We start from the raw sequence: 23,316 nt of genomic DNA on the forward strand, positions 1-23,316 counted from the left end.
CCAATGAAAGTATCAATCAAATCAGGGATAGCGGTTGTCGTCATTACCGGGATGATGGGATTATCGGGAGTCATGTTAACCCCAACGGTGGGACAGGTGATTTCTCAGGTTTCACCGCAAGATAAATTAGCCGAAGCAGAGAGGCTAAATCAGCAAGTTATTCAATTGTATCAGCAGGGGAAATACAACGAGGCGATTCCCCTAGCAGAACAGGCTTTAGCTATCATCAAACAACAATTAGGAGACAACCATCCCCTAACTGCACAAAGTCTCAACAATTTGGCATTCCTTTACGATTCTCAAGGAAGATACAGCGAAGCCGAACCCCTCTACAAACAAGCTTTAGCTATCATCAAAAAACAATTAGGAGACAACCATCCCCTAACTGCACAAAGTCTCAACAATTTGGCAGAACTTTACAGAGTTCAAGGAAGATATAGCGAAGCCGAACCCCTCTACAATCAGGCTTTAGCTATCATTAAACAACAATTAGGAGACAACCATCCCCTAACTGCACAAAGTCTCAACAATTTGGCAGCACTTTACGGTTCTCAAGGAAGATACAGCGAAGCCGAACCCCTCTACAAACAAGCTTTAGCCATCAGACAACAACAATTAGGGGAAAATCATTCCGATACCGCACAAAGTCTCAACAATTTGGCAGAACTTTACAGAGTTCAAGGAAGATATAGCGAAGCCGAACCCCTCTACAATCAGGCTTTAGCTATCATTAAACAACAATTAGGAGACAACCATCCCCTAACTGCACAAAGTCTCAACAATTTGGCAGCACTTTACTATTCTCAAGGAAGATATAGCGAAGCTGAACCCATCTACAAACAAGCTTTAGCTATCATTAAACAACAATTAGGAGACAACCATCCCCTAACTGCACAAAGTCTCAACAATTTGGCATTACTTTACAAGTCTCAAGGAAGATATAGCGAAGCCGAACCCCTCTACAAAGAGGCTTTAGCTATCAGCAAACAACAATTAGGAGACAACCATCCCGATACCGCCACCAGTCTCAACAATTTGGCATTACTTTACTATTCTCAAGGAAGATATAGCGAAGCCGAACCCCTCTACAATCAGGCTTTAGCTATCAGCAAACAACAATTAGGAGACAACCATCCCGATACCGCCACCAGTCTTAACAATTTGGCAGAACTTTACCAGTCTCAAGGAAGATATAGCGAAGCCGAACCCCTCTACAATCAGGCTTTAGCTATCAGCAAACAACAATTAGGAGACAACCATCCCGACACTGCACAAAGTCTCAACAATTTGGCAGCACTTTACAGAGTTCAAGGAAGATACAGCGAAGCCGAACCTCTCTACAAACAGGCTTTAGCTATCAGGAAACAACAATTAGGAGACAACCATCCCGACACTGCACAAAGTCTCAACAATTTGGCAGCACTTTACAGAGTTCAAGGAAGATATAGCGAAGCCGAACCCCTCTACAAACAGGCTTTAGCTATCAGGAAACAACAATTAGGAGACAACCATCCCGATACCGCCTCCAGTCTCAACAATTTGGCTGTATTTTACCAGTCTCAAGATGATATTCCTCAAGCAATTAATTATCTCAGCCAAGGACTTGCAGTACAAGAATACAACCTCTCAGAAAATCTAAAAATGGGGGATGACAAGCAAAAACAAGATTATATGGCAAAGGTTTTAGGGAGGACTGATGTGGTGATTTCCCTCAATCTTCAAGCTGCACCGAATAACCCAGAAGTAACCCGTCTCGCCTTGAAAACTATCTTAGAACGTAAAGGACGAATTTTAGATGTTTCAACCAATAGCTTACAAATTCTCCGACAACGTACTGATGACCTCGAAAGTCAACGATTATTAACTCAACTGATTGAAGTTCGGACTCAACTATCTAACCTGACTTTTAAAAACCCAGAAATTTACCGTCAACAAATTAACGAAGTTACCGCAAAAGCAAAAGAAATAGAGGGTAAAATCGGTGTTCGTAGTGCCGAATTTCGTAGCCTATCCCAACCCATTACCCTCGAAGGTATTCAAAAGCTAATTCCTGCTGATGCTGCTTTAGTTGAAATAGTCCGCTATCGACCTTTTAATCCTAAAAATGATAGTTTTGGCATCCCTCGCTATGCTGTTTATATTCTCTATCCCAATGGTGACATCAAAGCTAAGGATTTAGGGGAAGCTAAACCGATTGATGACAAATTAATTTACTTTCGTGACAATCTTGCAGACGCACAAACTCCTCTCCCTCAACTGCAAAAATCAGCGCGTCAACTTGATGAGACATTGATGCAGCCTATCCGTCAATTATTAGGCAATACTAAAACAATTCTGCTTTCTCCTGATGCTGCACTTAATTTAATTCCCTTTGAAGCTTTAGTGGATGAAAATAATCAATACTTAGTGGAAAATTATCATATTACCTATCTCACTTCTGGACGGGATTTATTGCGTCTAAAAGATAAATTTGCCAGTCAACAATCTCCGCTCATTGTAGCTGATCCTTTCTACGGTAAAGCAGGGGAAAAAGTCGCTCTCACTCGTTCCATCGACCTGTCTGAGTTTACTTTTCCCGGTCTTCCGGGTACAGAGGAAGAAGCTAAAGCGATTAAAAATATCTTACCTCAAGCCACTGTTTTAACTGGTTCTCAAGCCACAGAAAACGCCGTCAAACAAGTTAAAAAACCGAATATTCTCCACATCGCTACCCATGGTTTTTTTAAACCAGAAAGCAATGTTATTGAGAATCCTTTATTGCGTTCTGGGTTAGTTTTAGCGGGAGTTACAATCGGTCAAAGTGCAGGAGATGATGGGGTTTTAACTGCTTTAGAAACTACCAATTTAAACTTAGTCGGAACCAAATTAGTTGTCCTTTCTGCTTGCGATACGGGGAAAGGAGATATTAAAATCGGTCAGGGAGTTTATGGATTGCGCCGCGCTTTAGTTATTGCAGGAAGTGAAAGCCAATTAATTAGCCTTTGGAAAGTATCTGATGATGCAACTAAAGATTTAATGGTCGCCTATTATGGACGCTTACAAAAAGGAGAAGGACGCAGTGAAGCTTTACGACAAATTCAACTAGGAATGCTCAAGGGTGAGAAGCAAAAACATCCTTTTTATTGGGCCAGTTTTATTCCTTCTGGTGATGCAACTTCGATGCAATTTGACTGATTAAGGGTTAGGAGTTAAACTTAGTGGTAAGATTATTGGTATCACAAACAATTACTAGGAGAGTCACACAATGGCAACATTTACAGAAAACGACCTCAAAGAATTAAAAGACTTTATTGTAGGACAATTCAAAGAAGTTAATGACAAAATAGACAAATCATCTGAACAACTTAATGGCAAAATAGACAGATTATCTGAACAACTTAATAGCAAAATAGACAAGCTATCTGAAGAAGTGAATAACTTAAGAGTTGACCTAGCAAATGTTAAAGGAGAATTAACAGGTGTGAATAAACGACTAGATAACTTGGAATTTACTAATCGAACCATCTTTGTTGCTATTGTTGCTGCACTAATGGCAGGATTAGTTAAGTTATTTTTACCAAACCTTCCTACTAATCCTTAACTGTGATTCAAAAAGAAAACGGGTTTTTTGAAAAAACCCGTTTTCTGAAATCGAATTCAAAATAGGAAATAGCGTTGGGCCATGGGTAAAACTGTAGCAGGTTCACAGATTAATAATTCCCCGTCAGCACGCACTTCGTAGGTTTCGGGATTAACTTCCATGCGCGGTAAAGCGTCATTTAGCTTCATACTAGCCTTACTGATATTGCGCGTATTCGACACAGCTACGGCGGTTTTTTTCAGCTTTAACTTCTCAGGGATGCCCGCTTTCATAGCATATTTAGAAACAAATGTCAAGGAAGTTTTGGCGATCGCACCACCAAAAGAGGCAAACATAGGACGCATATAAACCGGTTGGGGTGTGGGAATACTGGCATTAGCATCGCCCATTTGCGCCCAGGCGATTAAACCGCCTTTCAGGACAATTTCCGGTTTTACGCCAAAAAATGCCGGTTTCCAGAGAACCAAATCGGCTAATTTGCCCACCTCAATGGAACCGACATAATCGGAGACACCATGGGTAATAGCAGGATTAATCGTATATTTAGCAATATATCGTCTTGCCCGCAGATTATCATTCTCGCCCGTTTCCCCAGTCAGTCTGCCCCGTTGTACCCGCATTTTGTGGGCAGTTTGCCAAGTGCGGATAATTACTTCTCCCACCCGTCCCATCGCTTGAGAATCGGAGGAAATGATACTAAAAGCCCCTAAATCGTGGAGAATATCCTCGGCGGCAATAGTTTCCCGGCGGATGCGGGATTCGGCAAAGGCCACATCTTCGGGAATACTCCGGTCCAGATGATGACAAACCATCAACATATCAAGGTGTTCCTCTAAGGTATTCGTCGTATAGGGACGGGTGGGATTAGTAGAGGAGGGTAAAACGTTCATTTCCCCGCAAACCTTGATAATATCGGGAGCATGACCACCGCCGGCCCCTTCCGTGTGGTAGGTGTGAATGACGCGATTTTTAAAAGCGGCGATAGTGGCCTCAACAAAACCGGCTTCATTGAGTGTGTCCGTATGAATCGCCACCTGCACATCGTACTTATCGGCCACGCTTAAACAAGTATCAATGGCTGCCGGAGTGGTTCCCCAATCTTCATGGAGTTTTAAGCCAATTACCCCCGCTTTTACCTGTTCCGCTAGTCCTTCCGGCTGACTGCTGTTGCCTTTACCCAAAAAACCCAAATTCATCGGGAAAGCTTCGGCGGCCTCTAGCATTCGATAGATGTTCCATTCTCCCGGGGTGCAGGTGGTGGCATTAGTTCCCGTCGCAGGTCCAGTCCCGCCACCAATCATCGTGGTAATCCCCGACGCAATCGCTGTCTCAATTTGTTGGGGACAGATAAAATGAATATGGGCATCAATCCCCCCTGCTGTCAAAATCATTCCTTCCCCGGCTAATGCCTCGGTAGCAGGACCGATAATAATATCGACATTATCTTGAATGTGGGGATTGCCCGCTTTACCGATTTTATAAATTTTGCCGTCTTTAATGCCCACATCGGCTTTAACGATGCCCCACCAGTCGAGAATTAGGGCATTAGTAATCACCAAATCTACCGCCCCATCTTCCCTAGAAATGGGGGATTGGCCCATACCATCGCGAATTACTTTACCGCCGCCGAATTTTACCTCATCGCCGTAGGTGGTGAAATCTTTTTCGACTTCGATAAATAATTCCGTGTCTGCGAGGCGAACTTTATCTCCGACGGTGGGGCCGTAGGTTTCTGCATAGGTGCGGCGATCGATGCGATAATTCATAGGGGGAATTCTTGAAAATCGACATTGATTATACGATCGATTTTCCAGCAATTATCGCTTTTTAGGGATTTTCTTCCATTTTTAATCCGGCTCGTTTTCGAGGATTTCTTTGGCTTTCAGTAAAGCTTGGCGATGTTCTTCGGTGACGGTGGGATATTTTAAACCAAGGGATTCCAGGGTGTGATAAATAACCGCCCCCACAGCTAAACGGGTAAACCATTTGCGATCAGCCGGGATAATATACCAAGGAGCCCACTCGGTACTGGTATGATTGAATACCTCCTCGTAGGCTTTCGTGTAATCATCCCAAAAAGCTCTTTCTTTGACATCATTTTCGGAAAACTTCCAATTTTTTTCGGGGCGATCAATTCTTTCTAAAAATCGTTTTTTCTGTTCTCCTTTAGAAACATTGAGAAAGAATTTTAGGACAATAACCCCATTATTAACCAGATATTTTTCAAAATTATTAATCTCCTCAAAACGTCGCTGCCAAACTTTCTTAGTTCTGTCTTCTGGGGGGAGTTTTTGCCTTTCCAATAAATCTTGATGGACGCGCACGACTAATAATTCTTCGTAGTAAGAACGATTAAAAATACCGATACGACCCCGCTCCGGTAAAGCTTTATAATATCGCCAGAGATAATCGTGGTCTAGTTCTTCGGCCGAGGGAACTTTAAAGCTAAATACCTGACAGCCTTGGGGATTTAAACCAGACATAACGTGCCTAATCGTACCATCTTTACCCGCCGCATCCATGGCTTGCAGATTAATTAACAGGGCATAGGTATCCTGAGCATAAAGTTTATCTTGAAACTCGGCCATTTTTTCGATCCCCTGTTGCAGCAGCAGCGTGGCATCTTCTTTGGTAATGTAGTCTGGCTTAAACCCGGGATCGTAGTCTTTGTGCAGAGAAATTTCTTTACCCGGTGGCACGATTAAGGATTGTAAAAATGCTTGGCGATCAATTTTGCTGACCATGCTCTTCTCCTTGATTGTTTTGACCCTTAAGATTACATTGTAGCACTTTTGCTCGGAAAATATCTAAACCTTGAACTGGCGAGCCAAAGATGAAGTGGCAGAAATGACCTAGAAACAAGTATATTTAAATATTCGATTTTAGCGACTCCTCATCTGACGAGAAAGTAAAGAATAATTTTTAGGTGATCGCAAATTCGGTCAACTGACGCACTTCGGGAGGTTGAAAAGCTAAAACTATCTCACTGCTGAGAATTCCTAAGCGCATTAATTCCGTGGCGATACCTGCTTCTGTCCAATCTTCTTCAATATAAATTTTGTCATTTTTTAGACGAAGATAAACGGAAATCGCTTTAATTCGTTTGCCATTTTTCCAGCCAATATTAAACCAAAGATATTGGCTTCTATTATCGTCAAACATCAATATTTCTTCTGTGTCTTGATCGGGTACTTGTGAGAAAATTTCTGCATATTCTGTGAGAATTTTCTTGATTATGTTTCGATAAATCACTTTTATCATTTCATTTAAGGCGATTTATTGGTAAATGAGATTGTGTGGCTTTTCATCCCGCTCAAAATGATAGCGAACTTTTTTATTGTGTGGCTTGTACCCGAACTAAACTTGACTATACTTTGTGAGCCTCCGCATAAATCCGTAAAGCGGCGGACATTTTTTGTTCACAATCCTCACCCTGTGATTGAAACCAAGCTAGGGTTTCGGGATCTACTTGAACAAGAACATTTACTTTCTCTACAGGTTTCCACCACCGCGATTTACTAAAAAACTCCTCGGTTAAGGGCGGAATATCGGATGTGTCGATTTCCTCTTCCGTAAGAGCGTCAACTTTCTCCCAATTCGTCTCGGAGGTATTGTTCATATCGTTTTCGTTCATAGGGTAAAGCTTTACGAAGTGAAATAATACGAATTGTATCTCTACTCGGTTCTGTAAAAACGACAACTACCACTCGGCCATCGAGCGTACCGATTCCTATCAATCGATCTTCGCCATAATTTTCTCGTTCGTCAAGGGAAACTCGAATGGGATGTTCAAATATCCGCTGCGCGTCCGCGAAGTCTAGATCGTGCTTGATGATATTCGCTCGGTTCTTTTGTCGATCCCACTCGAATTTCATATTTTTATTTTATCGAGTTGTCATTCCGTATATCGAAAAAAATCCTATAATTGTCGAAAATTTGATCGTTAGAGGGGTCATCTTGATCGAAATCAAAAGAAATCTTTCGCCTCGATCGAAATGACCCATAACCGGTCAACTAACTCAAAACACCAGAAGGAATCCCTAAGATATCCTCAATTTTAGGTAAATCTTCTAGGGGAATTACCCGGCCTTCATCCTCAAAACCAGCGATTTCATTAAAGTTCAAATAGCGGTATAAATCGCCAGCAAAAGGATTAATTTTCTCGGTGACAATTGCCAGGTATTCCTCGACGGTGGGAATGCGTCCTAGCAGCGCACAAACCGCCGCTAATTCGGCGGAACCGAGATAGACTCGCGCATCTTTTCCCATGCGATTATTGAAGTTACGAGTCGAGGTAGAAAATACCGTTGCTCTGTCTTCAACCCGCGCTTGATTACCCATACAAAGGGAACATCCAGGCATCTCAGTACGGGCCCCAGAAGCGGCAAAAATGCCGTACATTCCCTCCTCGCGCAATTGTTTTTCATCCATGCGGGTGGGGGGACAAATCCACAGTTTAGCCTTAGCAACTCCTGCCCCTTCTAATATCTTAGCAGCGGCGCGATAATGACCGATATTAGTCATACAAGAACCGATGAACACCTCATCAATTTTATCCCCGGCGCATTCCGACATTAACTTGATATTATCGGGGTCATTGGGTGCGGCGACAATGGGTTCTTTAATCTCGCTTAAATTGACGGTGATAATATCCGCATATTCGGCATCCTTATCCGCCTCCATCAGAACGGGATTAGCTAACCATTGTTCCATTTTTGCTACCCGACGTAGGATAGTTTTGGCATCACTATAACCCCGGGCCGCCATATTCTTTAACAGGGCCACATTAGAGCGTAAATATTCCGCCACTGTCTCGGTACTTAACTTAATCGTACAACCGGCACAGGAACGTTCCGCCGTGGCATCGGTTAACTCAAAAGCCTGTTCTAATTTCAAATCCGGCAGCCCTTCCATCTCCATAATCCGACCGTTAAAAACATTTTTTTTGTTCTGTTTTTCCACGGTTAATTTGCCTTCTTGGATGGCGACGTAGGGAATAGCATTAACAATATCGCGCAGAGTTACACCGGGTTGTAATTCCCCCGTAAAACGTACTAAAACTGATTCTGGCATATCCAAAGGCATTACTCCCAAAGCGGCGGCAAATGCCACTAAACCCGACCCCGCAGGAAAGGAAATTCCCAGGGGAAAACGAGTATGAGAATCGCCGCCAGTCCCCACCGTATCCGGCAATAACATCCGATTTAACCAGGAGTGAATAATGCCATCTCCCGGACGTAAAGCCACCCCACCCCGGGTAGAGAAAAAGTCCGGTAATTGGTGATGAGTTTGAATATCAACCGGTTTGGGATAGGCTGCCGTGTGACAAAAACTCTGCATGACTAAATCAGCGCTAAAACCTAAACAGGCTAACTCTTTTAACTCGTCTCTGGTCATCGGTCCGGTGGTATCCTGAGACCCTACCGTAGTCATAATCGGGTCACAGGAAGTACCCGGCCGCACCCCGGGTAAACCGCAAGCTTTGCCGACCATTTTTTGCGCTAGGGTGTAACCTTTACCCGTGTCATTAGGCATAGTGGGACGAGTAAATAGGGTACTCGCTTCAAGTCCCAAGGCGTGACGGGTTTTATCCGTGAGACTGCGACCGATTAATAAGGGAATACGACCGCCAGCCCGCACTTCATCCAGAATTGTCTCAGGTTTGAGGCTAAAAGTGCTAATAGTTGCGCCCGCTTCGTTGATGATTTTGCCTTCGTAGGGATAAATTTTAATCACATCCCCCGTGTTCATTTGGCTAACATCGCATTCAATCGGTAAAGCGCCGGAATCCTCGGCAGTATTAAAGAAGATAGGGGCGATTTTACTGCCTAAAATATAGCCACCAGCACGTTTATTAGGCACAAAGGGAATATCATCGCCAATATGCCAGAGAACCGAGTTAATCGCCGATTTTCGGCTGGAACCAGTCCCAACCACATCCCCCACATAGGCGACCGGATGACCTAATTTTTTCAATTCGGCAATGGTTTCTAGGGACCCGGGTTGACGGGTTTCTAACATTACCAAGGCATGAAGGGGAATATCGGGCCGGGTGGTGGCATGGGGAGCGGGAGATAGGTCATCTGTATTGGTTTCTCCCGGGACTTTGAAGACGGTGACGGTAATTTCTTTAGCGAGTTTCGGTTTAGCGATAAACCAAGCGCCATTGGCCCAAGCATCGATAACCTGTTTAGCATAGGGATTGGTGTCGGATAATTCCAAAACCTCGTTAAATGCGTCGAATACCAGCAGGGTTTTACTTAAAGCACTGGCAGCGGCAGCGGCGATATTAATATCTCTGGATTTCAGCAGTTCAATCAGAGAATGAACGTTATAGCCACCGACCATGGTTCCCAGTAAGCTAACCGCACCCTGGGGGGAGATAACGTTAGATTTTATTTCACCTTTGGCAATTCCTGTTAAAAATCCTGCTTTAACGTAGGCCGCTTCATCAACTCCGGGGGGAACACGGTCACGCAGCAGGGTCAGCAATTCTCCCTTGAGTTCTTCGGACGGATTTTTGAGTATTTCGCATAATTCCGCCGTTTGTTGAGCATTAAGGGGAAGGGGAGGGATACCTAATTTCGCTCGGTCGGCAACGTGCTGATGATACGCTTCTAACATAGGTCTATTTTCTCCTAGTCTTCACTTGTGACGGTTTCTTCCTAGGTTACTGGATTTTTGCTAGTCTCGGAATTTCTAGGTTAGCGAGACATGACTTTGCTGTGTGACTTCCATAAAATGAGAAAATAGCGATCGATTGACTATATTGAGGCGTAGATAATGGCTATCACCGATTCTGATCTAGATTTAGCACAATATATCGACCATTCTCTCCTCGTCCCCACCGCCACCAGTGAACAATTAGAGGCTTACTGTCAACAGGCTGATCAATATCATTTTCCCACCGTCTGCGTTTATCCCGCTGCCGTTAAACAAGCTGTGCAGTTACTCCACGGCAAAAAAACTTTAGTTTCTACCGTGATTGGTTTTCCCACAGGGGCCACTACCTCCGCAGTTAAACGTTATGAGGCTTTAGAAGCCGTAGATAATGGTGCTAAGGAGTTAGATGTGGTTATTAATCTCGGTTGGCTAAAAGATGGGAAATCTGAGCAATTATTCCAAGAAATTGCTAGTATTTGTCAGGAAACTGGCCAGACGGTAAAAGCGATTCTGGAAACCTCGCAACTGACGGACACCGAGAAACGTTTAGCAGCAGAGATTTGCATGGATGCAGGAGTGAGTTATCTAAAAACCAGTACCGGCTGGTTTGGAGGAGCAACGGTTAGCGATGTGAAGTTTCTCAAGGAAATTAGCAAAGGCCGGGTAGGAATTAAAGCATCCGGCGGAATTCGCACCATTGAACAAGCAATCGCTCTTATCCAGGCCGGGGCCACCCGTCTGGGGACTTCCCGCGGTGTCGATTTAGTCCGTCAGCAAAAAGCCGCTTTTGAGGAGTAATACTAAATCCTGTTTTAAAAGGTATAGGAAAGTGGGGTGTGGGGTGTGGGGAAGTGGGGTGTGGGGTGTAGGGTGTAGGGTGTAGGGAGAACAAAGCTGCCTTTTGCCTTTTGCCTTTTGCCTTTTGCCTTTTGCCTATTGCCTATTGCCTATTGCCTTTTGCCTATTGCCTTTTGCCTATTGCAAGAGTGCCTATTGCCTTTTGCCTTTTGCCTATTGCCTTTTGCCTTTTGCCTCCTGAGAGCTAAAATGATGACTGACAATATAGATAAAAATAAGGAGGTTTATTTGCCGATAATTCGCTGTGGTAATCGAGAATTTAGAGATATTCAAGGGATTGTTTTTGATAAGGACGGTACGCTAGAGGATTCGCTGGCTTTCTGGTACGATCGAGCTATAGCCCGGGTGCAGGCCATTGAATCGCAAATCCCTGGTTTAGAGTCTTTATTAACTAAAACTTTCGGTATTGGGGCAAATAGTCTCAATCCTGCTGGTTTAATGGCAGTGGGCAGCCGCAGAGATAATCATATCGTCGCTGCTGGTTGTATTGCTTCCACCGGTCGGGATTGGTTAACAGCAATGGCGATCGCAAAAGCCTCCTTCCAAGCGGCCGATGAAAAGGTTCCCCCCCGCTTAAATCCCCTCTATCCCCAATGTTTAGAAGTAATTCGTTATCTGCACGCGGCCGGTTTACAATTGGCGATTCTTTCCTCCGATACCACAGCACGAGTTGAGCAATTTGTCAAGGAAAATCACCTATTAAATTATGTTAAAATTGCCCGAGGCTGCGATCAAGGTTTAAGCAAACCCGATCCCTTATTATTGCAAGAAACCTGTCAAGCTTTGGGGACTGCCGTGGACAAAACCCTGATGATAGGGGATACTAGGGCCGATTGGGAAATGGCTAAACAGGCAAAATCAGCAGCTGCGATCGCAATTATTTGGCAACCAGAAACCCATCAAGATTTACAATTAGCTGATGTGGTCATTAGAGAACTGACTGCCATCTCGGTTATCAGTTATGATTTTAGCTGTTAGGAGTCAGGAGACAGGAGATAGGAGATCGGAGATAGGAGTCAGGAGACTATTTTCATTTGTTTTCCCTGCTCCCTTCTCCCCAATCCCCACTTCATAATTCATAATTCATAATTTATAATTTCCGCTCCCCACTCCCCAATTCATAATTCATAATTTCCACCTCCCCCCACTACTCTCTCCCCAATTCATAATTCCCTCTATGCTAACAATTGCCTTACCGAAGGGTGCTTTACTAAACGAAAGTATCCAAATATTTCAGAAAATTGGCTTAGATTTTAGTGCCTTTCTTGACTCAAAAAATCGCCAATTACAGATTACTGACCCCACTAACCAAGGGAAAGCATTATTAGTAAGAGCCACAGATGTACCAGTTTATGTAGAATACGGTCAGGCACAATTAGGCATCGCTGGTTATGATATTTTATTGGAAAAATCTCCCGATGTGGCTAATTTAATTGACTTAAAATTTGGTTATTGTCGGATGTCGGTAGCTGTCCCTGCTGATAGTCGCTATCAAAGTCCTCTGGACATTCCCCATCACGGTAAAGTTGCCTCAAAATTTGTCAATTGTGCTAAGGATTATTTTCGTCGTTTAGATATTCCCGTCGAGATTATACCTCTCTATGGTTCCGTAGAATTAGGACCGATTACGGGGATGTCAGAAGCGATAGTTGACCTAGTTTCCACTGGTCGAACTTTACGGGAAAATGGTTTAGTAGAAATTGACGAATTATTTGCTAGTAGCGCTCGATTAATCGCTCATCCCCTCAGCTATAGACTAAATCGCAATCATATTTATAACTGGGTAGAAAAGCTCAGAGAAGCAACTACATCAATGGCAAAAGTTTAACGAATCAGCGCCCCCCTTATTAGGGGAAGATTAAGGAGGGTATCTGACAATTTTTAACACCCACCTACTGATTATGCTAAAATCCGGTTATTAAAAACTGATTATTTATTCCCTCTTTTGCCTCTTGCCTGTCCTGATATGTAGCCTATAGTCAACGGATTTAGTAAGTACCTAGGGTTTGCTGAATAAATGTGAAATGTAGGCAAGCTAAGAGTTTTGTGGCTTTTCTCTCGCAACAGGTGCAAGATTTTGAGAGAATCGTCGTTCAAAACCTTGCGTCTTCATCAACCCCCATCCTGTAGGGGCGAAGCATTCGGGCATAACCTATCGGTGAAACCGTAGATTTTCTAACCGAATGCTTCGCCCGTACTTTTTCAGCAGACCCTACCTAAGCAAAATTAATTACACATATCTAACCATCTCTTGCCTCTTGCCTATCTTCACTAGGAAATTAATTTTGTACGACTACTTATCAGTTATTAGTTCACTGAAAAAAAGCTTCCCTGCTACCTGCCATTTGCTCCCAACTCTTGACCATCTCCAATCAGGATAAACGCCGCCCAAAAGAAAGGATGAAGGTCAATATGGGCGAGTTTTGCTTGACGGAGGGCTTCCGCTTTGGTCATGCCCTGTTGTAAATTAGTATAAAATTGATTTAAAATCGCCGCCGTGGGCAATTCTGGGCTGTTTTGTTGGGAATATTGCACAAAATCGGTGGCATTCCAAAGACTGGCGAGGGTAGTTTTCGCCCCCGCTCTTTCCCAAACATAGGCCAAACCCGCCAAACCGACTCCATCCACTTCCCGCGCCGTTTCACAAGCGCCAATAGTAATCAGTTCGGTGTTTTGCAGTCCCAGTTTCACGGCATCTTTGAGTTCATACTCTCTCTTGTTGGCAAACAGTAGGGTATTCGCTTTCATGCCTAGGCTAGGACACCCCTCTGGACGGAAACAACCATGAGTGCCTAAGTGCAGAATAGGAAACCGAGGCGATTGGCTTAAAAAGGCGTCGAGGGTGGCTTGTTGGTGTTTGTAGATTTGGCTGTTGGCATAGGTTTTTTGCAGAAAATCCGCTTGAGCTTCTGTGCCGATTAATTCGACTTGGGTAGGACGGGGATTAGCAAAGACGAGGACACTAGGATTATTGACTTTCGGCGTGGGTTGGGGCTGCACTTTACTCAGACGGGTGAGGTAGTGAATGGGATATTTTTGCAGGAGATACTGTTGGGTTTGGTTGTCGTAGAGGGTTTCAAAGGGGATTCTTTGCAAAGCACCCGTGGCAATGATGGCCAGGGTTTGATTCGGGGCAATTTGGGCTTCTATGGGACGAATCAGCAGATCATAGAGTTGGGAACTGAGGGCGCGATCGACGATTTCTAGGTCGCTTTCCAGTTGGCTGGCGTAGCGTTGCAGACGCTCATTAATATCTTTAGGGACGGGAACTTGCTGAACCTTAAGGGTGGTACGGGTGAGGATAAAGAGGGCAACGGTATGTTCAACGTTATCTATCCCTGTGAGTAGGACGGGTTGGAGGAGAGTGGTATTAGCAGGTAGATTGGCTTGCAGTTGGGCGAGGTCAGTGGGGGTAATTTCCAGTAAATCGGCTAATTCGGGGTATTTTTCCACGAGGATTTCCGCTTGTTCGTTGAGGGCGGCTTGTTCTTGCAGGACTTGTCGGGAGAGGGTGTCGCTGAAATTGGTTTGTAATTCTTGGCGCAGGGCTTCCAGCTGCCGTGCCTGTGCTTTCCACTCCTGATAAGCTTGATTGGCGACAGGATTTTTGACTTGTCCTTCTGTTCCTGCAAGGCGATCGTAATCCACAAGGTCAAAAGTGGTGCTGAGATTTGCCCATTCAAAAGCTTTTTGAGGGGAATTCTGGCGAATGAGGAGACCTACTAGGGCGATGCTTGTCCCTTGCTCACTTTCTAGGAAAGTTGCCCGCAAGGAACGGCTAACCCCCCGCCGTAGCTCCAGAATCAGATTAGCGGATTGTTCCCAAGAGTTAATCGCCACTTCTGGGTTTCCTTGATCTCGATAGATAAGACCAATATTACTGAGAATATTGGATTCCCCAGAGCGATCGCCCACCGCCCGCAATAAGGGTAAAGCCCGTTGGAAGTAGTCTAAAGCCTTCTGTTTCTCCCCTAAATTTCCATAGACAAAACCAATATTATTGAGAGTAGTGGCTTCCCCAGAGCGATCGCCTACTGCCCGCGATAAGGGTAAAGCCTGTTGGTAGTAGTCTAAAGCCTTCTGTTTCTCCCCTAAAGCAGAATAGACAGCCCCGATATTATTGAGAGTAGTGGCTTCCCCAGAGCGATCGCCCACCGCCCGCCTTAAGGGTAATGCCTGTTGGTAATAGTCTAAAGCCTTCTGTTTCTCCCCTAAAGCAGAATAGACACCACCAATATTATTGAGAGTAGTGGCTTCCCCGGAGCGATCGCCTACTGCACGCCATAAGGGTAGAGCCTGTTGGTAATAGTCTAATGCCTTTTGTTTCTCCCCTAAATCATCATAGACAGCACCAATATTACTGAGAGTAGTGGCTTCCCCTGCGCGATCTCCCACCGCCCGCATTATGGGTAAAGCCTGTTCGTAGTAGTCTAAAGCCTTTTGTTTCTCCCCTAAAGCAGAATAGACACGACCAATATTATTGAGAGTAACGGCTTCCCCAGAGCGATCTCCCACCGCCCGTCTTAAGGGTAAAGCCTGTTGGTAGTAGTCTAAAGCCTTCTGTTTCTCCCCTAAATCTGAATAGACAAGACCAATATTATTGAGGGTAGCGGCTTCCCCTCTGCGATCGCCCACCGCCCGTCTTAAGGGTAAAGCCTGTTGGTAGTAGTCTAAAGCCTTCTGTTTCTCCCCTAAATCTGAATAGACACCACCAATATTATTGAGAGTAGTGGCTTCCCCTGCGCGTGCGCTTTGCGTGCCTTCGGTAGCGCCCACCGCCCGCCATAGGGGTAAAGCCTGTTGGTAGTAGTCTAAGGCTTGTTGCTTTTCTCCTAAATCATCATAGATACGTCCTAAACTGGTGAGGACTAATGCTTGCTCTAATTTGCCATCGAGTTGTTGATAAAGCTTTGATGCCTGTTGCCACTTCCCCAATGCCCCCTGATAGCCTTCTAATGTTCCCAACTGGAACAATTCAAATCCTTCTTGAAGTAATCGATCGGCTTCTTGACGTAAATCCGTCTGCACCAATAGGGGGGAAGCTATAACCGTCAAATGCGGCGCTGTTACGACTAGCCCTAGACTGAGTAATATCCCTAAACCTGTCTTCATTGCTTCCCCTCGTCAGACTCAAATGATTCTTTATATTATCTCAATAATGCCAGTATCAGGATTTTGAGGATTGGAAGATTTTCAGGATAGATATAATATTCTTTATGATCCTTTAATTATAGACTCTTCACAAGTCACCTAATCCTGTTAATCCCTTAATCCTCAATGCCAGTATCAGGATTTTGAGGATTTGAGGATTTTCAGGATAGGGTTGAGGGTGGGTGTCCTATTCCCTGCATCCTTTAATTATAGACTCTTCACAAGTAACCTAATCCTGTTAATCCCTTAATCCTCAATGCCAGTATCAGGATTTTGAGGATTGGAGGATTTTCAGGATAGATATAATATTCTTTATGATCCTTTAATTATGTACTCCTTGCCAATAACTTAATCTTGTTAATCCCTTAATTCTCAATCCCAGTATCAGGATTTTGAGGATTGGAGGATTTTCAGGATAGATATAATATTCTTTATGATCCTTTAATTATGTACTCCTTGCCAATAACTTAATCTTGTTAATCCCTTAATTCTCAATCCCAGTATCAGGATTTTGAGGATTGGAGGATTTTCAGGATAGATATAATATTCTTTATGATCCTTTAATTATGTACTCCTTGCCAATAACTTAATCTTGTTAATCCCTTAATTCTCAATCCCAGTATCAGGATTTTGAGGATTGGAGGATTTTCAGGATAGATATAATATTCTTTATGATCCTTTAATTATGTACTCCTTGCCAATAACTTAATCTTGTTAATCCCTTAATTCTCAATCCCAGTATCAGGATTTTGAGGATTGGAGGATTTTCAGGATAGATATAATATTCTTTATGATCCTTTAATTATGTACTCCTTGCCAATAACCTAATCTTGTTAATCCCTTAATTCTCAATCCCAGTATCAGGATTTTGAGGATTGGAGGATTTTCAGGATAGATATAATATTCTTTATGATCCTTTAATTATGTACTCCTTGCCAATAACTTAATCTTGTTAATCCCTTAATTCTCAATCCCAGTATCAGGATTTTGAGGATTTGAGGATTTTCAGGATAGATATAATATTCTTTATGATCCTTTAATTATGTACTCCTTGCCAATAACTTAATCTTGTTAATCCCTTAATTCTCAATCCCAGTATCAGGATTTTGAGGATTGGAGGATTTTCAGGATAGATATAATGTTCTTTATGATCCTTTAATTATGTACTCCTTGCCAATAACCTAATCTTGTTAATCCCTTAATTCTCAATCCCAGTATCAGGATTTTGAGGATTGGAGGATTTTCAGGATAGATATAATATTCTTTATGATCCTTTAATTATGTACTCCTTGCCAATAACCTAATCCTGTTAATCCCTTAATTCTCAATGCCAGTATCAGGATTTTGAGGATTGGAGGATTTTCAGGATAGATATAATGTTCTTTATGATCCTTTAATTATGTACTCCTTGCCAATAACCTAATCTTGTTAATCCCTTAATTCTCAATCCCAGTATCAGGATTTTGAGGATTGGAGGATTTTCAGGATAGATATAATATTCTTTATGATCCTTTAATTATGTACTCCTTGCCAATAACCTAATCCTGTTAATCCCTTAATCCTCAATGCCAGTATCAGGATTTTGAGGATTGGAGGATTTTCAGGATAGATATAATATTCTTTATGATCCTTTAATTATGTACTCCTTGCCAATAACTTAATCTTGTTAATCCCTTAATTCTCAATCCCAGTATCAGGATTTTGAGGATTTGAGGATTTTCAGGATAGATATAATATTCTTTATGATCCTTTAATTATGTACTCCTTGCCAATAACTTAATCTTGTTAATCCCTTAATTCTCAATCCCAGTATCAGGATTTTGAGGATTGGAGGATTTTCAGGATAGATATAATGTTCTTTATGATCCTTTAATTATGTACTCCTTGCCAATAACCTAATCTTGTTAATCCCTTAATCCTCTAAATCCTGATACTGATATTTGTTATCTATTATTAAATATCTTTTTGTATTCTAAACTGGTTGCGCCAAAGTTGATTAATAAACCAACGGGAAAATTATAAGCAACGACGTAATTTTTTGCTTGTGCAAGATGGACATTTTCTAGGCGAATTACTGCTTTTAATTCGACAATGACTTTTCCTTCTACGGTAAAATCAGCGCGTCTTGTTCCGACTTGTATTCCTTCATAAAAGATAAGTTGTTCTTTTTCTCTTTCAAAGGTTAATCCTGTTTTTCCTAATTCAATATCGAGACATCTTTGATAGATGACTTCTTGAAACCCATTTCCCAGTGTTCGATGGATTTTCATACAACAACCAATAATTTTATAGGTGATTTCGTCTAATTCCATAATGCCAGTATCAGGATTTTGAGGATTTGAGAATGTTCAGGATAGATATCATATTCCCTGCATCCTTTAATTATAGACTCTTCACAAGTCACCTAATCCTGTTAATCCTTTAATCCTCAATGCCAGTATCAGGATTTTGAGGATTGGAGGATTTTCAGGATAGATATAATATTCTTTATGATCCTTTAATTATGTACTCCTTGCCAATAACTTAATCCTGTTAATCCCTTAATCCTAAAAATCCTGATCTCAGGATTTAGGGGATTGGAGGATTTTCAGGATGGATATTATAGTCTTTTTATCCTTTAATTATAGAATCTTCACAAGTCACCTAATCCTGTTAATCCCTTAATCCTAAAAATCCTGATACTGATTTTTATTGACCTAATTTTGGTGATTAATTTGCCCGACAACGCACCACTCCTGCCGCTTTTAACTCGCCATTAGCAAATTCTAACTGTTTCAAGACATAACCATAAGCCCCTTTCTGAGTTAAATCTCTTTGCATCTGTGGAGGCAAATCTGATAAGTTAATCTCTACCTGCTTACGCTTTTGCTTTTCCACCAAACTCAAATGCTCAAAACGGCGCGGTACAGCATAAACCGAACCACATCGCTTGTCCTCTCCCTGAATCACAATTATCGGGTTTTCGGGAATACTGATGATGGTTTCTCCCTCTAAGGTTAATTGTGTCACTTGGGCAATGGGTAGATTAAACTCCTTACCCCCTTGCTTAAAAGAAATCTGACGCTGAGGGCGATCGAACCGAGTTAACGTCACCCCCTTATAATCTCTGCCATTTTGTAACGTAATATTTGCTAATCGTGGTAAAGCCGCTTCGAGGGTGGGTGCTTGAGCGATACTAGAAACAGTCAAAAATCCCAAAAAAACTAAAGCTATACCAGATATAATTTCTAAACGTCTGACCATAACCCACTCTACAATGATCATCTATAATAACTTTAATTTTAGCGTTCTTTTTTAGCGTTAGTAGCCCCCTGTGACGACTCCTTCTCCCCCGACGATTCTCCTCAATCTTGCCAGTGCCGCCGGTCTCATTGGTGCGGGATTGTACTATACAGGTTGGGTCTATCGTTGGGCATACTTTGCCTATTACCAACTCGGTATCACCAGCCTCGATTTTCCGGTTGAATCCTTCTTATTACTCCCTCTTCAAGTCTTCTTTGGTACGCCTCAAAGTATTGTTAACACCCTGATTATTGCCCTTCTGATTCCTATACTTTTTCAGCTTTCCACCCTTTGTCTTGCTTTCCTTCACTGGCAATATCAACAGTGGTTAACTAGACTGAAAAATTGGCAACTGAAAAGACAAAACCAACGCAATCGCCGAAAAATACCCTATGCTCCTCGTCCCCGCTTTCAGCGTCAGTTAACCCTTCCTCTCGTCTCAGAACTGATTCTCCTGAGTTGGATTCTCTTACTCATCTTCCATCTTGCCCGGGATCAAGGTTTAAAGGATGCCCGTCGAGATGCGGTGAATCCCACTTCTACTCTCCCCGTTGTCACCCTGATTAGTGCCAAGGAACTGCTCATTTTAGGTAAAGAAGCAGGGGATCTTGACCCCAATCAGCCCCTTTTTGAAGCCCTAACGCCCGAAGATCAGCAGAGTCTCATTGGCGATCCTAATTTAGCCCGCATTATTCAACAGCGCAACCTAACCGATACGGAGCAAGATCGCGTCTGGCGATTATTACTGGAAAGAGGGGGATGGCTGTACCTTTTTCGTGCTTTACCCCAAGATGCCCCCAAAACTGAACATCCCGTACTGCTAGGTGTCGCTAAATCTAACGTCGGTCGGCAGTTGCTTATTTTAAGCCCTGAACCCGTTAAATCCACTAAATAGTATAGAACAGTCTCAAGTTATCTACTGGTGGCGATTTCCACTTCGGGTAAGATTTCTAAAGATAAACGGGTTCTGACAGTGCCAGAAAGACGTTTAAGCAGTTGTGGGCGTAAATCGCGCAGAATATAGATTAATTCGTCTCCTGTGCGCCATTCTTCCCTTTCTGTTACTACCTGTAGGGAATTATCGCGACGCAATAGTAGGGGCAGCAGTTCACCATTTTCGATTAATTTAGTTAATCTGGTTTGTTGTTCGCTCAAATCATCGGCTTTAAAGATAGTTTTACCTAATTTAATCTGATTATCGTCTAAATACTGATTCCATTCCTTGACCGAAAAACTAGGCAGAAAAACCTGATTAACCTTATTTTTATCTGGGTTGGGGGTTCCCGCAAAGGCAGCCAACAACCGGGGAGGATGAAATTCCTCGCTGGCTCTTTGGGCTAAAACCAGATTAACCTCGCTATTATTAGTCAAAACCAGAAAAGTCCCCATGGATTCGATGCCGGCTTCTTGCAGTATTTTTGTATCAAGTGCGCTACTCTGCAGCACCGTCAAACCCTCTTCTTTTGCTTGCTGACAGGCCCTGGCATCCGTATCGATTAAAACCACGTTTTCCCCTTGTTCTTGGAATAAACAGCCGATTAAGCGACCTAGGGGATTACAACCGACGATTACTGCCCCCGTTGCCGCAGAAGAAGTGATTTTTAGCCCTTTTGCCACCCACCGCGCCGTTAATCCCTGAATAAAAACGGTCATTAAAATTGTTAAAAAGACTAAAGCTTTGATCGCTTCACCGCCATTAATACCGGCACGGGTGAGTAAAATGGCAAATAAAGAAGCTACAGAGGCAGAAACGATTCCCCTAGGGGCAACCCAAGCGATAAATAACTTATGTCGCCAATTTAGGTCACTTTTTAGGGTACACAGAGCCACACTCAGGGGACGTACCACCAACATCAAGACTAACACCGTCAGGACGCTGCCCCAACCCAAAGCGATCACACTGGCGATCGAAAGATCCGCCGCTAGTAAAATAAACAGTACCGACACGCAAAGAGTGGTTAATTGACCCTTAAAACGCCTTAATAACCGCTCATCGGGAACTGCCGCCGCTTTTAGCACGATTCCCGCCATTACCACCGCCATTAACCCCGATTCACTGCGACTAAATTGCGATAAACCAAATAATCCCCAGACTCCCGCTAAAACCACGAGATTTTTTAGCTCAAAAGTCAAAAAATTGCAAGTTTTTATAATAAAACTTAACAATCCGCCTCCAGCAATGCCGATCGCCGCCCCGATGCCTAAACGCAGGGTTAAACCGGTGATAATTTCCATGGGGCGGGAATGAGTATCAATAATCGTATTTAGCACCACTACGGCTAAAATTGCGCCCACAGGGTCGATTAATACCCCTTCTCCTTCTAAAAGCGTCGCCACCCGTCGATCTACGGCTACTTGCTTCAGCAAAGGCCCGATCACTGTCGGACCAGTTACCACCACTAAAGAAGCGTAAAGAAATGCGATCGGCCAGGGAAATTCCCCCAACCAGTGGGCCGCCATACCGCCACCGATGAGAGTGATGGAAGTACCGAGGGTGACAAGATTGCGTAAACTGCCAGAAACTCGCCCTAATTCCCGTCCGCTTAGGCTTAAACCGCCTTCAAATAGGATAATCGCCACAGAGAGGGCAACAAGGACTTCTAAGCCAATTCCCAGACTTTGGGGGTGTAAAATTTCCCAACCGTCGGACCCTAAAGCAATCCCAAAAATGAGCAGGAAGACAATACTGGGAACTTTCAGGTATTCGGCGATGACTTGGGCCGTAATCCCCGCTACAACAGTGATGACAATTTGCAGGGTAAGGGCGAAAGATGGATCCATGTTTAGCGATCAGTTATCGGCTATCGTTTATCGAGGCGGGGTTTATCGTTGGGATTTAATGATTCTAATTATAGTTGGGACAACAGGGTAAGTGATGCAAAGTCGCTGAATTTTCCCTCTGAATCACTCCCATAAGTAGGTAGGTATTAAAAACTTTCAGATCCCCCCGCCTATCGGCACCCTCCTTATTAAGCAGGCCCGGGGGGATCAAACTTAAAATCCATTTTTAATTTAATTATAAACAGCTACTTATCTGATACTTTTTGAGTTCCAAAAAGTCTAAAAGTCTTACCCAACAAGGTTTTTAGATTTATTCAGCAAGCCCTACTTAAAGATCAAGCAACAAATCAAGAAATAAAAAATTCTCGATATTGTCTTTCACTTCCCCCAGTTTCAATAATTAATTCTTTTTCCACTACTTTTTAGGTTCTGGGGGTTGCTGTTTAGAATCTGCCGCAATCGCTTGATTTAAACGAGTTAATTCTTCTTTAAATTTTGGTTCTTGGGGATAGTTTTTGACTAATTTTTCTAGGATACTTTTAGCCCCAGAAACGTCTTGAGTTTGTAATCTTGTTCCATAAAGAACTAGCATAACTTCCAGATTATCGGGATATTTTTGATATAACTTTTCTAAAGGTTCTCTGGCTCCGATAAAATCTTTTAACTGTAAGCGAGTTTGGGCTAGTCCTTGCAAAGCAGTAGGGTTATCCGGTTCACGTTCGAGAATTTTCTCGTAACCTTTGACCATTTCTTGTAATTTTTCGGGAGGAATAGCCGCCTCTTGCCCGGGTTGACTGCCTTGGGAAGAATTAGAATTATTATTTTTCAATAAACCTAAGGTTGGCACCACCATTAAAGCCAGAAATACTAAACCAGAGGAAATAATTAAGACTCGTTTGAGGGTATCGTTATTTTTTTTTGGCATACTTTTTAAAGATTAGAGATAAGCAATTTTGCAGGGTGCGTTAGGCTGCGATAACCTTGGAATGAAAAACCAAAAT

Annotated in this window: 17 protein-coding genes; 6 read left to right on the forward strand and 11 right to left on the reverse strand. The window is 42.9% G+C overall.

Going from position 1 to position 23,316, the window contains the following annotated elements:
- Nucleotides 1-3: 3 nt before the first annotated feature.
- Together ACE3JL_RS12155 and ACE3JL_RS12160 are read left to right on the forward strand one after the other, a co-directional pair.
- Nucleotides 4-3,174: a tetratricopeptide repeat protein gene (locus tag ACE3JL_RS12155; protein ID WP_375327584.1), complete on the forward strand. Its 3,171-nt coding sequence runs from the start codon at nucleotides 4-6 to the stop codon at nucleotides 3,172-3,174.
- A 70-nt stretch (nucleotides 3,175-3,244) separates the two neighbouring features.
- Nucleotides 3,245-3,580 (forward strand): LPP leucine zipper domain-containing protein, encoded by a 336-nt coding sequence (locus ACE3JL_RS12160; RefSeq protein WP_159254403.1) that lies wholly within the window; start codon nucleotides 3,245-3,247, stop codon nucleotides 3,578-3,580.
- Nucleotides 3,581-3,636: 56 nt separating this feature from the next.
- Here the strand turns inward: ACE3JL_RS12160 and ureC are convergent, their stop codons facing one another.
- The 6 genes from ureC to acnB all read right to left on the reverse strand — a co-directional run bounded on the left by ureC (nucleotide 3,637) and on the right by acnB (nucleotide 10,204).
- Nucleotides 3,637-5,346: an urease subunit alpha gene (ureC, locus tag ACE3JL_RS12165; RefSeq protein WP_002785480.1), complete on the reverse strand. Its 1,710-nt coding sequence runs from the start codon at nucleotides 5,344-5,346 to the stop codon at nucleotides 3,637-3,639.
- Between the two features lie 81 nt (nucleotides 5,347-5,427).
- Nucleotides 5,428-6,324 (reverse strand): polyphosphate kinase 2 family protein, encoded by an 897-nt coding sequence (locus ACE3JL_RS12170; RefSeq protein WP_271988798.1) that lies wholly within the window; start codon nucleotides 6,322-6,324, stop codon nucleotides 5,428-5,430.
- Between the two features lie 178 nt (nucleotides 6,325-6,502).
- A complete protein-coding gene (locus ACE3JL_RS12175) occupies nucleotides 6,503-6,841 on the reverse strand; it encodes a XisI protein (RefSeq protein ID WP_375327585.1) in 339 nt (112 codons plus the stop codon).
- A gap of 106 nt (nucleotides 6,842-6,947) precedes the next feature.
- Nucleotides 6,948-7,214 (reverse strand): BrnA antitoxin family protein, encoded by a 267-nt coding sequence (locus ACE3JL_RS12180; RefSeq protein WP_002746336.1) that lies wholly within the window; start codon nucleotides 7,212-7,214, stop codon nucleotides 6,948-6,950.
- On the reverse strand, nucleotides 7,162-7,455 hold the full coding sequence (locus ACE3JL_RS12185; RefSeq protein WP_002735016.1) for a BrnT family toxin: 294 nt from the start codon (nucleotides 7,453-7,455) through the stop codon (nucleotides 7,162-7,164). Before ACE3JL_RS12185 ends, ACE3JL_RS12180 begins: the two co-directional genes overlap by 53 nt.
- Before the next feature lie 139 nt (nucleotides 7,456-7,594).
- Complete coding sequence (acnB, locus tag ACE3JL_RS12190) at nucleotides 7,595-10,204, reverse strand: bifunctional aconitate hydratase 2/2-methylisocitrate dehydratase (RefSeq protein WP_375327586.1); 2,610 nt, start codon at nucleotides 10,202-10,204, stop codon at nucleotides 7,595-7,597.
- Between the two features lie 159 nt (nucleotides 10,205-10,363).
- On the opposite strand from acnB, the gene deoC reads away from it, so the two are divergent.
- The 3 genes from deoC (at nucleotide 10,364) to hisG (ending at nucleotide 12,929) form a co-directional block, all read left to right on the forward strand.
- A complete protein-coding gene (gene deoC / locus ACE3JL_RS12195; RefSeq protein ID WP_375327587.1) occupies nucleotides 10,364-11,041 on the forward strand; it encodes a deoxyribose-phosphate aldolase in 678 nt (225 codons plus the stop codon).
- Nucleotides 11,042-11,290: 249 nt separating this feature from the next.
- Complete coding sequence (locus tag ACE3JL_RS12200; protein ID WP_375327588.1) at nucleotides 11,291-12,079, forward strand: HAD family hydrolase; 789 nt, start codon at nucleotides 11,291-11,293, stop codon at nucleotides 12,077-12,079.
- A 199-nt stretch (nucleotides 12,080-12,278) separates the two neighbouring features.
- On the forward strand, nucleotides 12,279-12,929 hold the full coding sequence (gene hisG / locus ACE3JL_RS12205) for an ATP phosphoribosyltransferase (RefSeq protein ID WP_375327589.1): 651 nt from the start codon (nucleotides 12,279-12,281) through the stop codon (nucleotides 12,927-12,929).
- Nucleotides 12,930-13,435: 506 nt separating this feature from the next.
- Here hisG and ACE3JL_RS12210 read toward each other — a convergent pair.
- The 3 genes from ACE3JL_RS12210 to ACE3JL_RS12220 all read right to left on the reverse strand — a co-directional run bounded on the left by ACE3JL_RS12210 (nucleotide 13,436) and on the right by ACE3JL_RS12220 (nucleotide 19,516).
- Complete coding sequence (locus ACE3JL_RS12210; protein WP_375327590.1) at nucleotides 13,436-16,213, reverse strand: tetratricopeptide repeat protein; 2,778 nt, start codon at nucleotides 16,211-16,213, stop codon at nucleotides 13,436-13,438.
- A 1,982-nt stretch (nucleotides 16,214-18,195) separates the two neighbouring features.
- Nucleotides 18,196-18,564 carry a GxxExxY protein gene (locus tag ACE3JL_RS12215; protein ID WP_002755507.1) on the reverse strand — a complete coding sequence of 123 codons (369 nt, stop codon included), beginning with the start codon at nucleotides 18,562-18,564 and terminating at the stop codon, nucleotides 18,196-18,198.
- Nucleotides 18,565-18,961: 397 nt separating this feature from the next.
- On the reverse strand, nucleotides 18,962-19,516 hold the full coding sequence (locus ACE3JL_RS12220) for a hypothetical protein (protein WP_375327591.1): 555 nt from the start codon (nucleotides 19,514-19,516) through the stop codon (nucleotides 18,962-18,964).
- 49 nt (nucleotides 19,517-19,565) lie between these two features.
- On the opposite strand from ACE3JL_RS12220, the gene ACE3JL_RS12225 reads away from it, so the two are divergent.
- Nucleotides 19,566-20,429, forward strand: coding sequence for a hypothetical protein (locus ACE3JL_RS12225; RefSeq protein WP_375327592.1), 864 nt, complete (start codon nucleotides 19,566-19,568; stop codon nucleotides 20,427-20,429).
- 17 nt (nucleotides 20,430-20,446) lie between these two features.
- On the opposite strand, the gene ACE3JL_RS12230 is transcribed toward ACE3JL_RS12225, so the two are convergent.
- Nucleotides 20,447-22,315, reverse strand: coding sequence for a cation:proton antiporter (locus tag ACE3JL_RS12230; protein ID WP_375327593.1), 1,869 nt, complete (start codon nucleotides 22,313-22,315; stop codon nucleotides 20,447-20,449).
- 415 nt (nucleotides 22,316-22,730) lie between these two features.
- Nucleotides 22,731-23,240: a tetratricopeptide repeat protein gene (locus ACE3JL_RS12235; protein WP_375327594.1), complete on the reverse strand. Its 510-nt coding sequence runs from the start codon at nucleotides 23,238-23,240 to the stop codon at nucleotides 22,731-22,733.
- Nucleotides 23,241-23,316: the final 76 nt, after the last annotated feature.

This window comes from Microcystis sp. BLCC-F210 (genome assembly GCF_042134685.1).
GTDB classification, from domain to species: domain Bacteria; phylum Cyanobacteriota; class Cyanobacteriia; order Cyanobacteriales; family Microcystaceae; genus Microcystis; species Microcystis aeruginosa_D.

Coding starts and splice junctions, on each gene's coding strand:
- ACE3JL_RS12155 (WP_375327584.1), top strand. CDS start 4: ATGAAAGTATCAATCAAATCAGGGATAGCGGTTGTCGTCATTACCGGG.
- ACE3JL_RS12185 (WP_002735016.1), bottom strand. CDS start 7,455: ATGAAATTCGAGTGGGATCGACAAAAGAACCGAGCGAATATCATCAAG.
- ACE3JL_RS12175 (WP_375327585.1), bottom strand. CDS start 6,841: ATGATAAAAGTGATTTATCGAAACATAATCAAGAAAATTCTCACAGAA.
- ureC (WP_002785480.1), bottom strand. CDS start 5,346: ATGAATTATCGCATCGATCGCCGCACCTATGCAGAAACCTACGGCCCC.
- hisG (WP_375327589.1), top strand. CDS start 12,279: ATGCTAACAATTGCCTTACCGAAGGGTGCTTTACTAAACGAAAGTATC.
- ACE3JL_RS12215 (WP_002755507.1), bottom strand. CDS start 18,564: ATGGAATTAGACGAAATCACCTATAAAATTATTGGTTGTTGTATGAAA.
- deoC (WP_375327587.1), top strand. CDS start 10,364: ATGGCTATCACCGATTCTGATCTAGATTTAGCACAATATATCGACCAT.
- ACE3JL_RS12230 (WP_375327593.1), bottom strand. CDS start 22,315: ATGGATCCATCTTTCGCCCTTACCCTGCAAATTGTCATCACTGTTGTA.
- ACE3JL_RS12210 (WP_375327590.1), bottom strand. CDS start 16,213: ATGAAGACAGGTTTAGGGATATTACTCAGTCTAGGGCTAGTCGTAACA.
- ACE3JL_RS12160 (WP_159254403.1), top strand. CDS start 3,245: ATGGCAACATTTACAGAAAACGACCTCAAAGAATTAAAAGACTTTATT.
- ACE3JL_RS12200 (WP_375327588.1), top strand. CDS start 11,291: ATGATGACTGACAATATAGATAAAAATAAGGAGGTTTATTTGCCGATA.
- ACE3JL_RS12170 (WP_271988798.1), bottom strand. CDS start 6,324: ATGGTCAGCAAAATTGATCGCCAAGCATTTTTACAATCCTTAATCGTG.
- ACE3JL_RS12220 (WP_375327591.1), bottom strand. CDS start 19,516: ATGATCATTGTAGAGTGGGTTATGGTCAGACGTTTAGAAATTATATCT.
- acnB (WP_375327586.1), bottom strand. CDS start 10,204: ATGTTAGAAGCGTATCATCAGCACGTTGCCGACCGAGCGAAATTAGGT.
- ACE3JL_RS12235 (WP_375327594.1), bottom strand. CDS start 23,240: ATGCCAAAAAAAAATAACGATACCCTCAAACGAGTCTTAATTATTTCC.
- ACE3JL_RS12180 (WP_002746336.1), bottom strand. CDS start 7,214: ATGAACGAAAACGATATGAACAATACCTCCGAGACGAATTGGGAGAAA.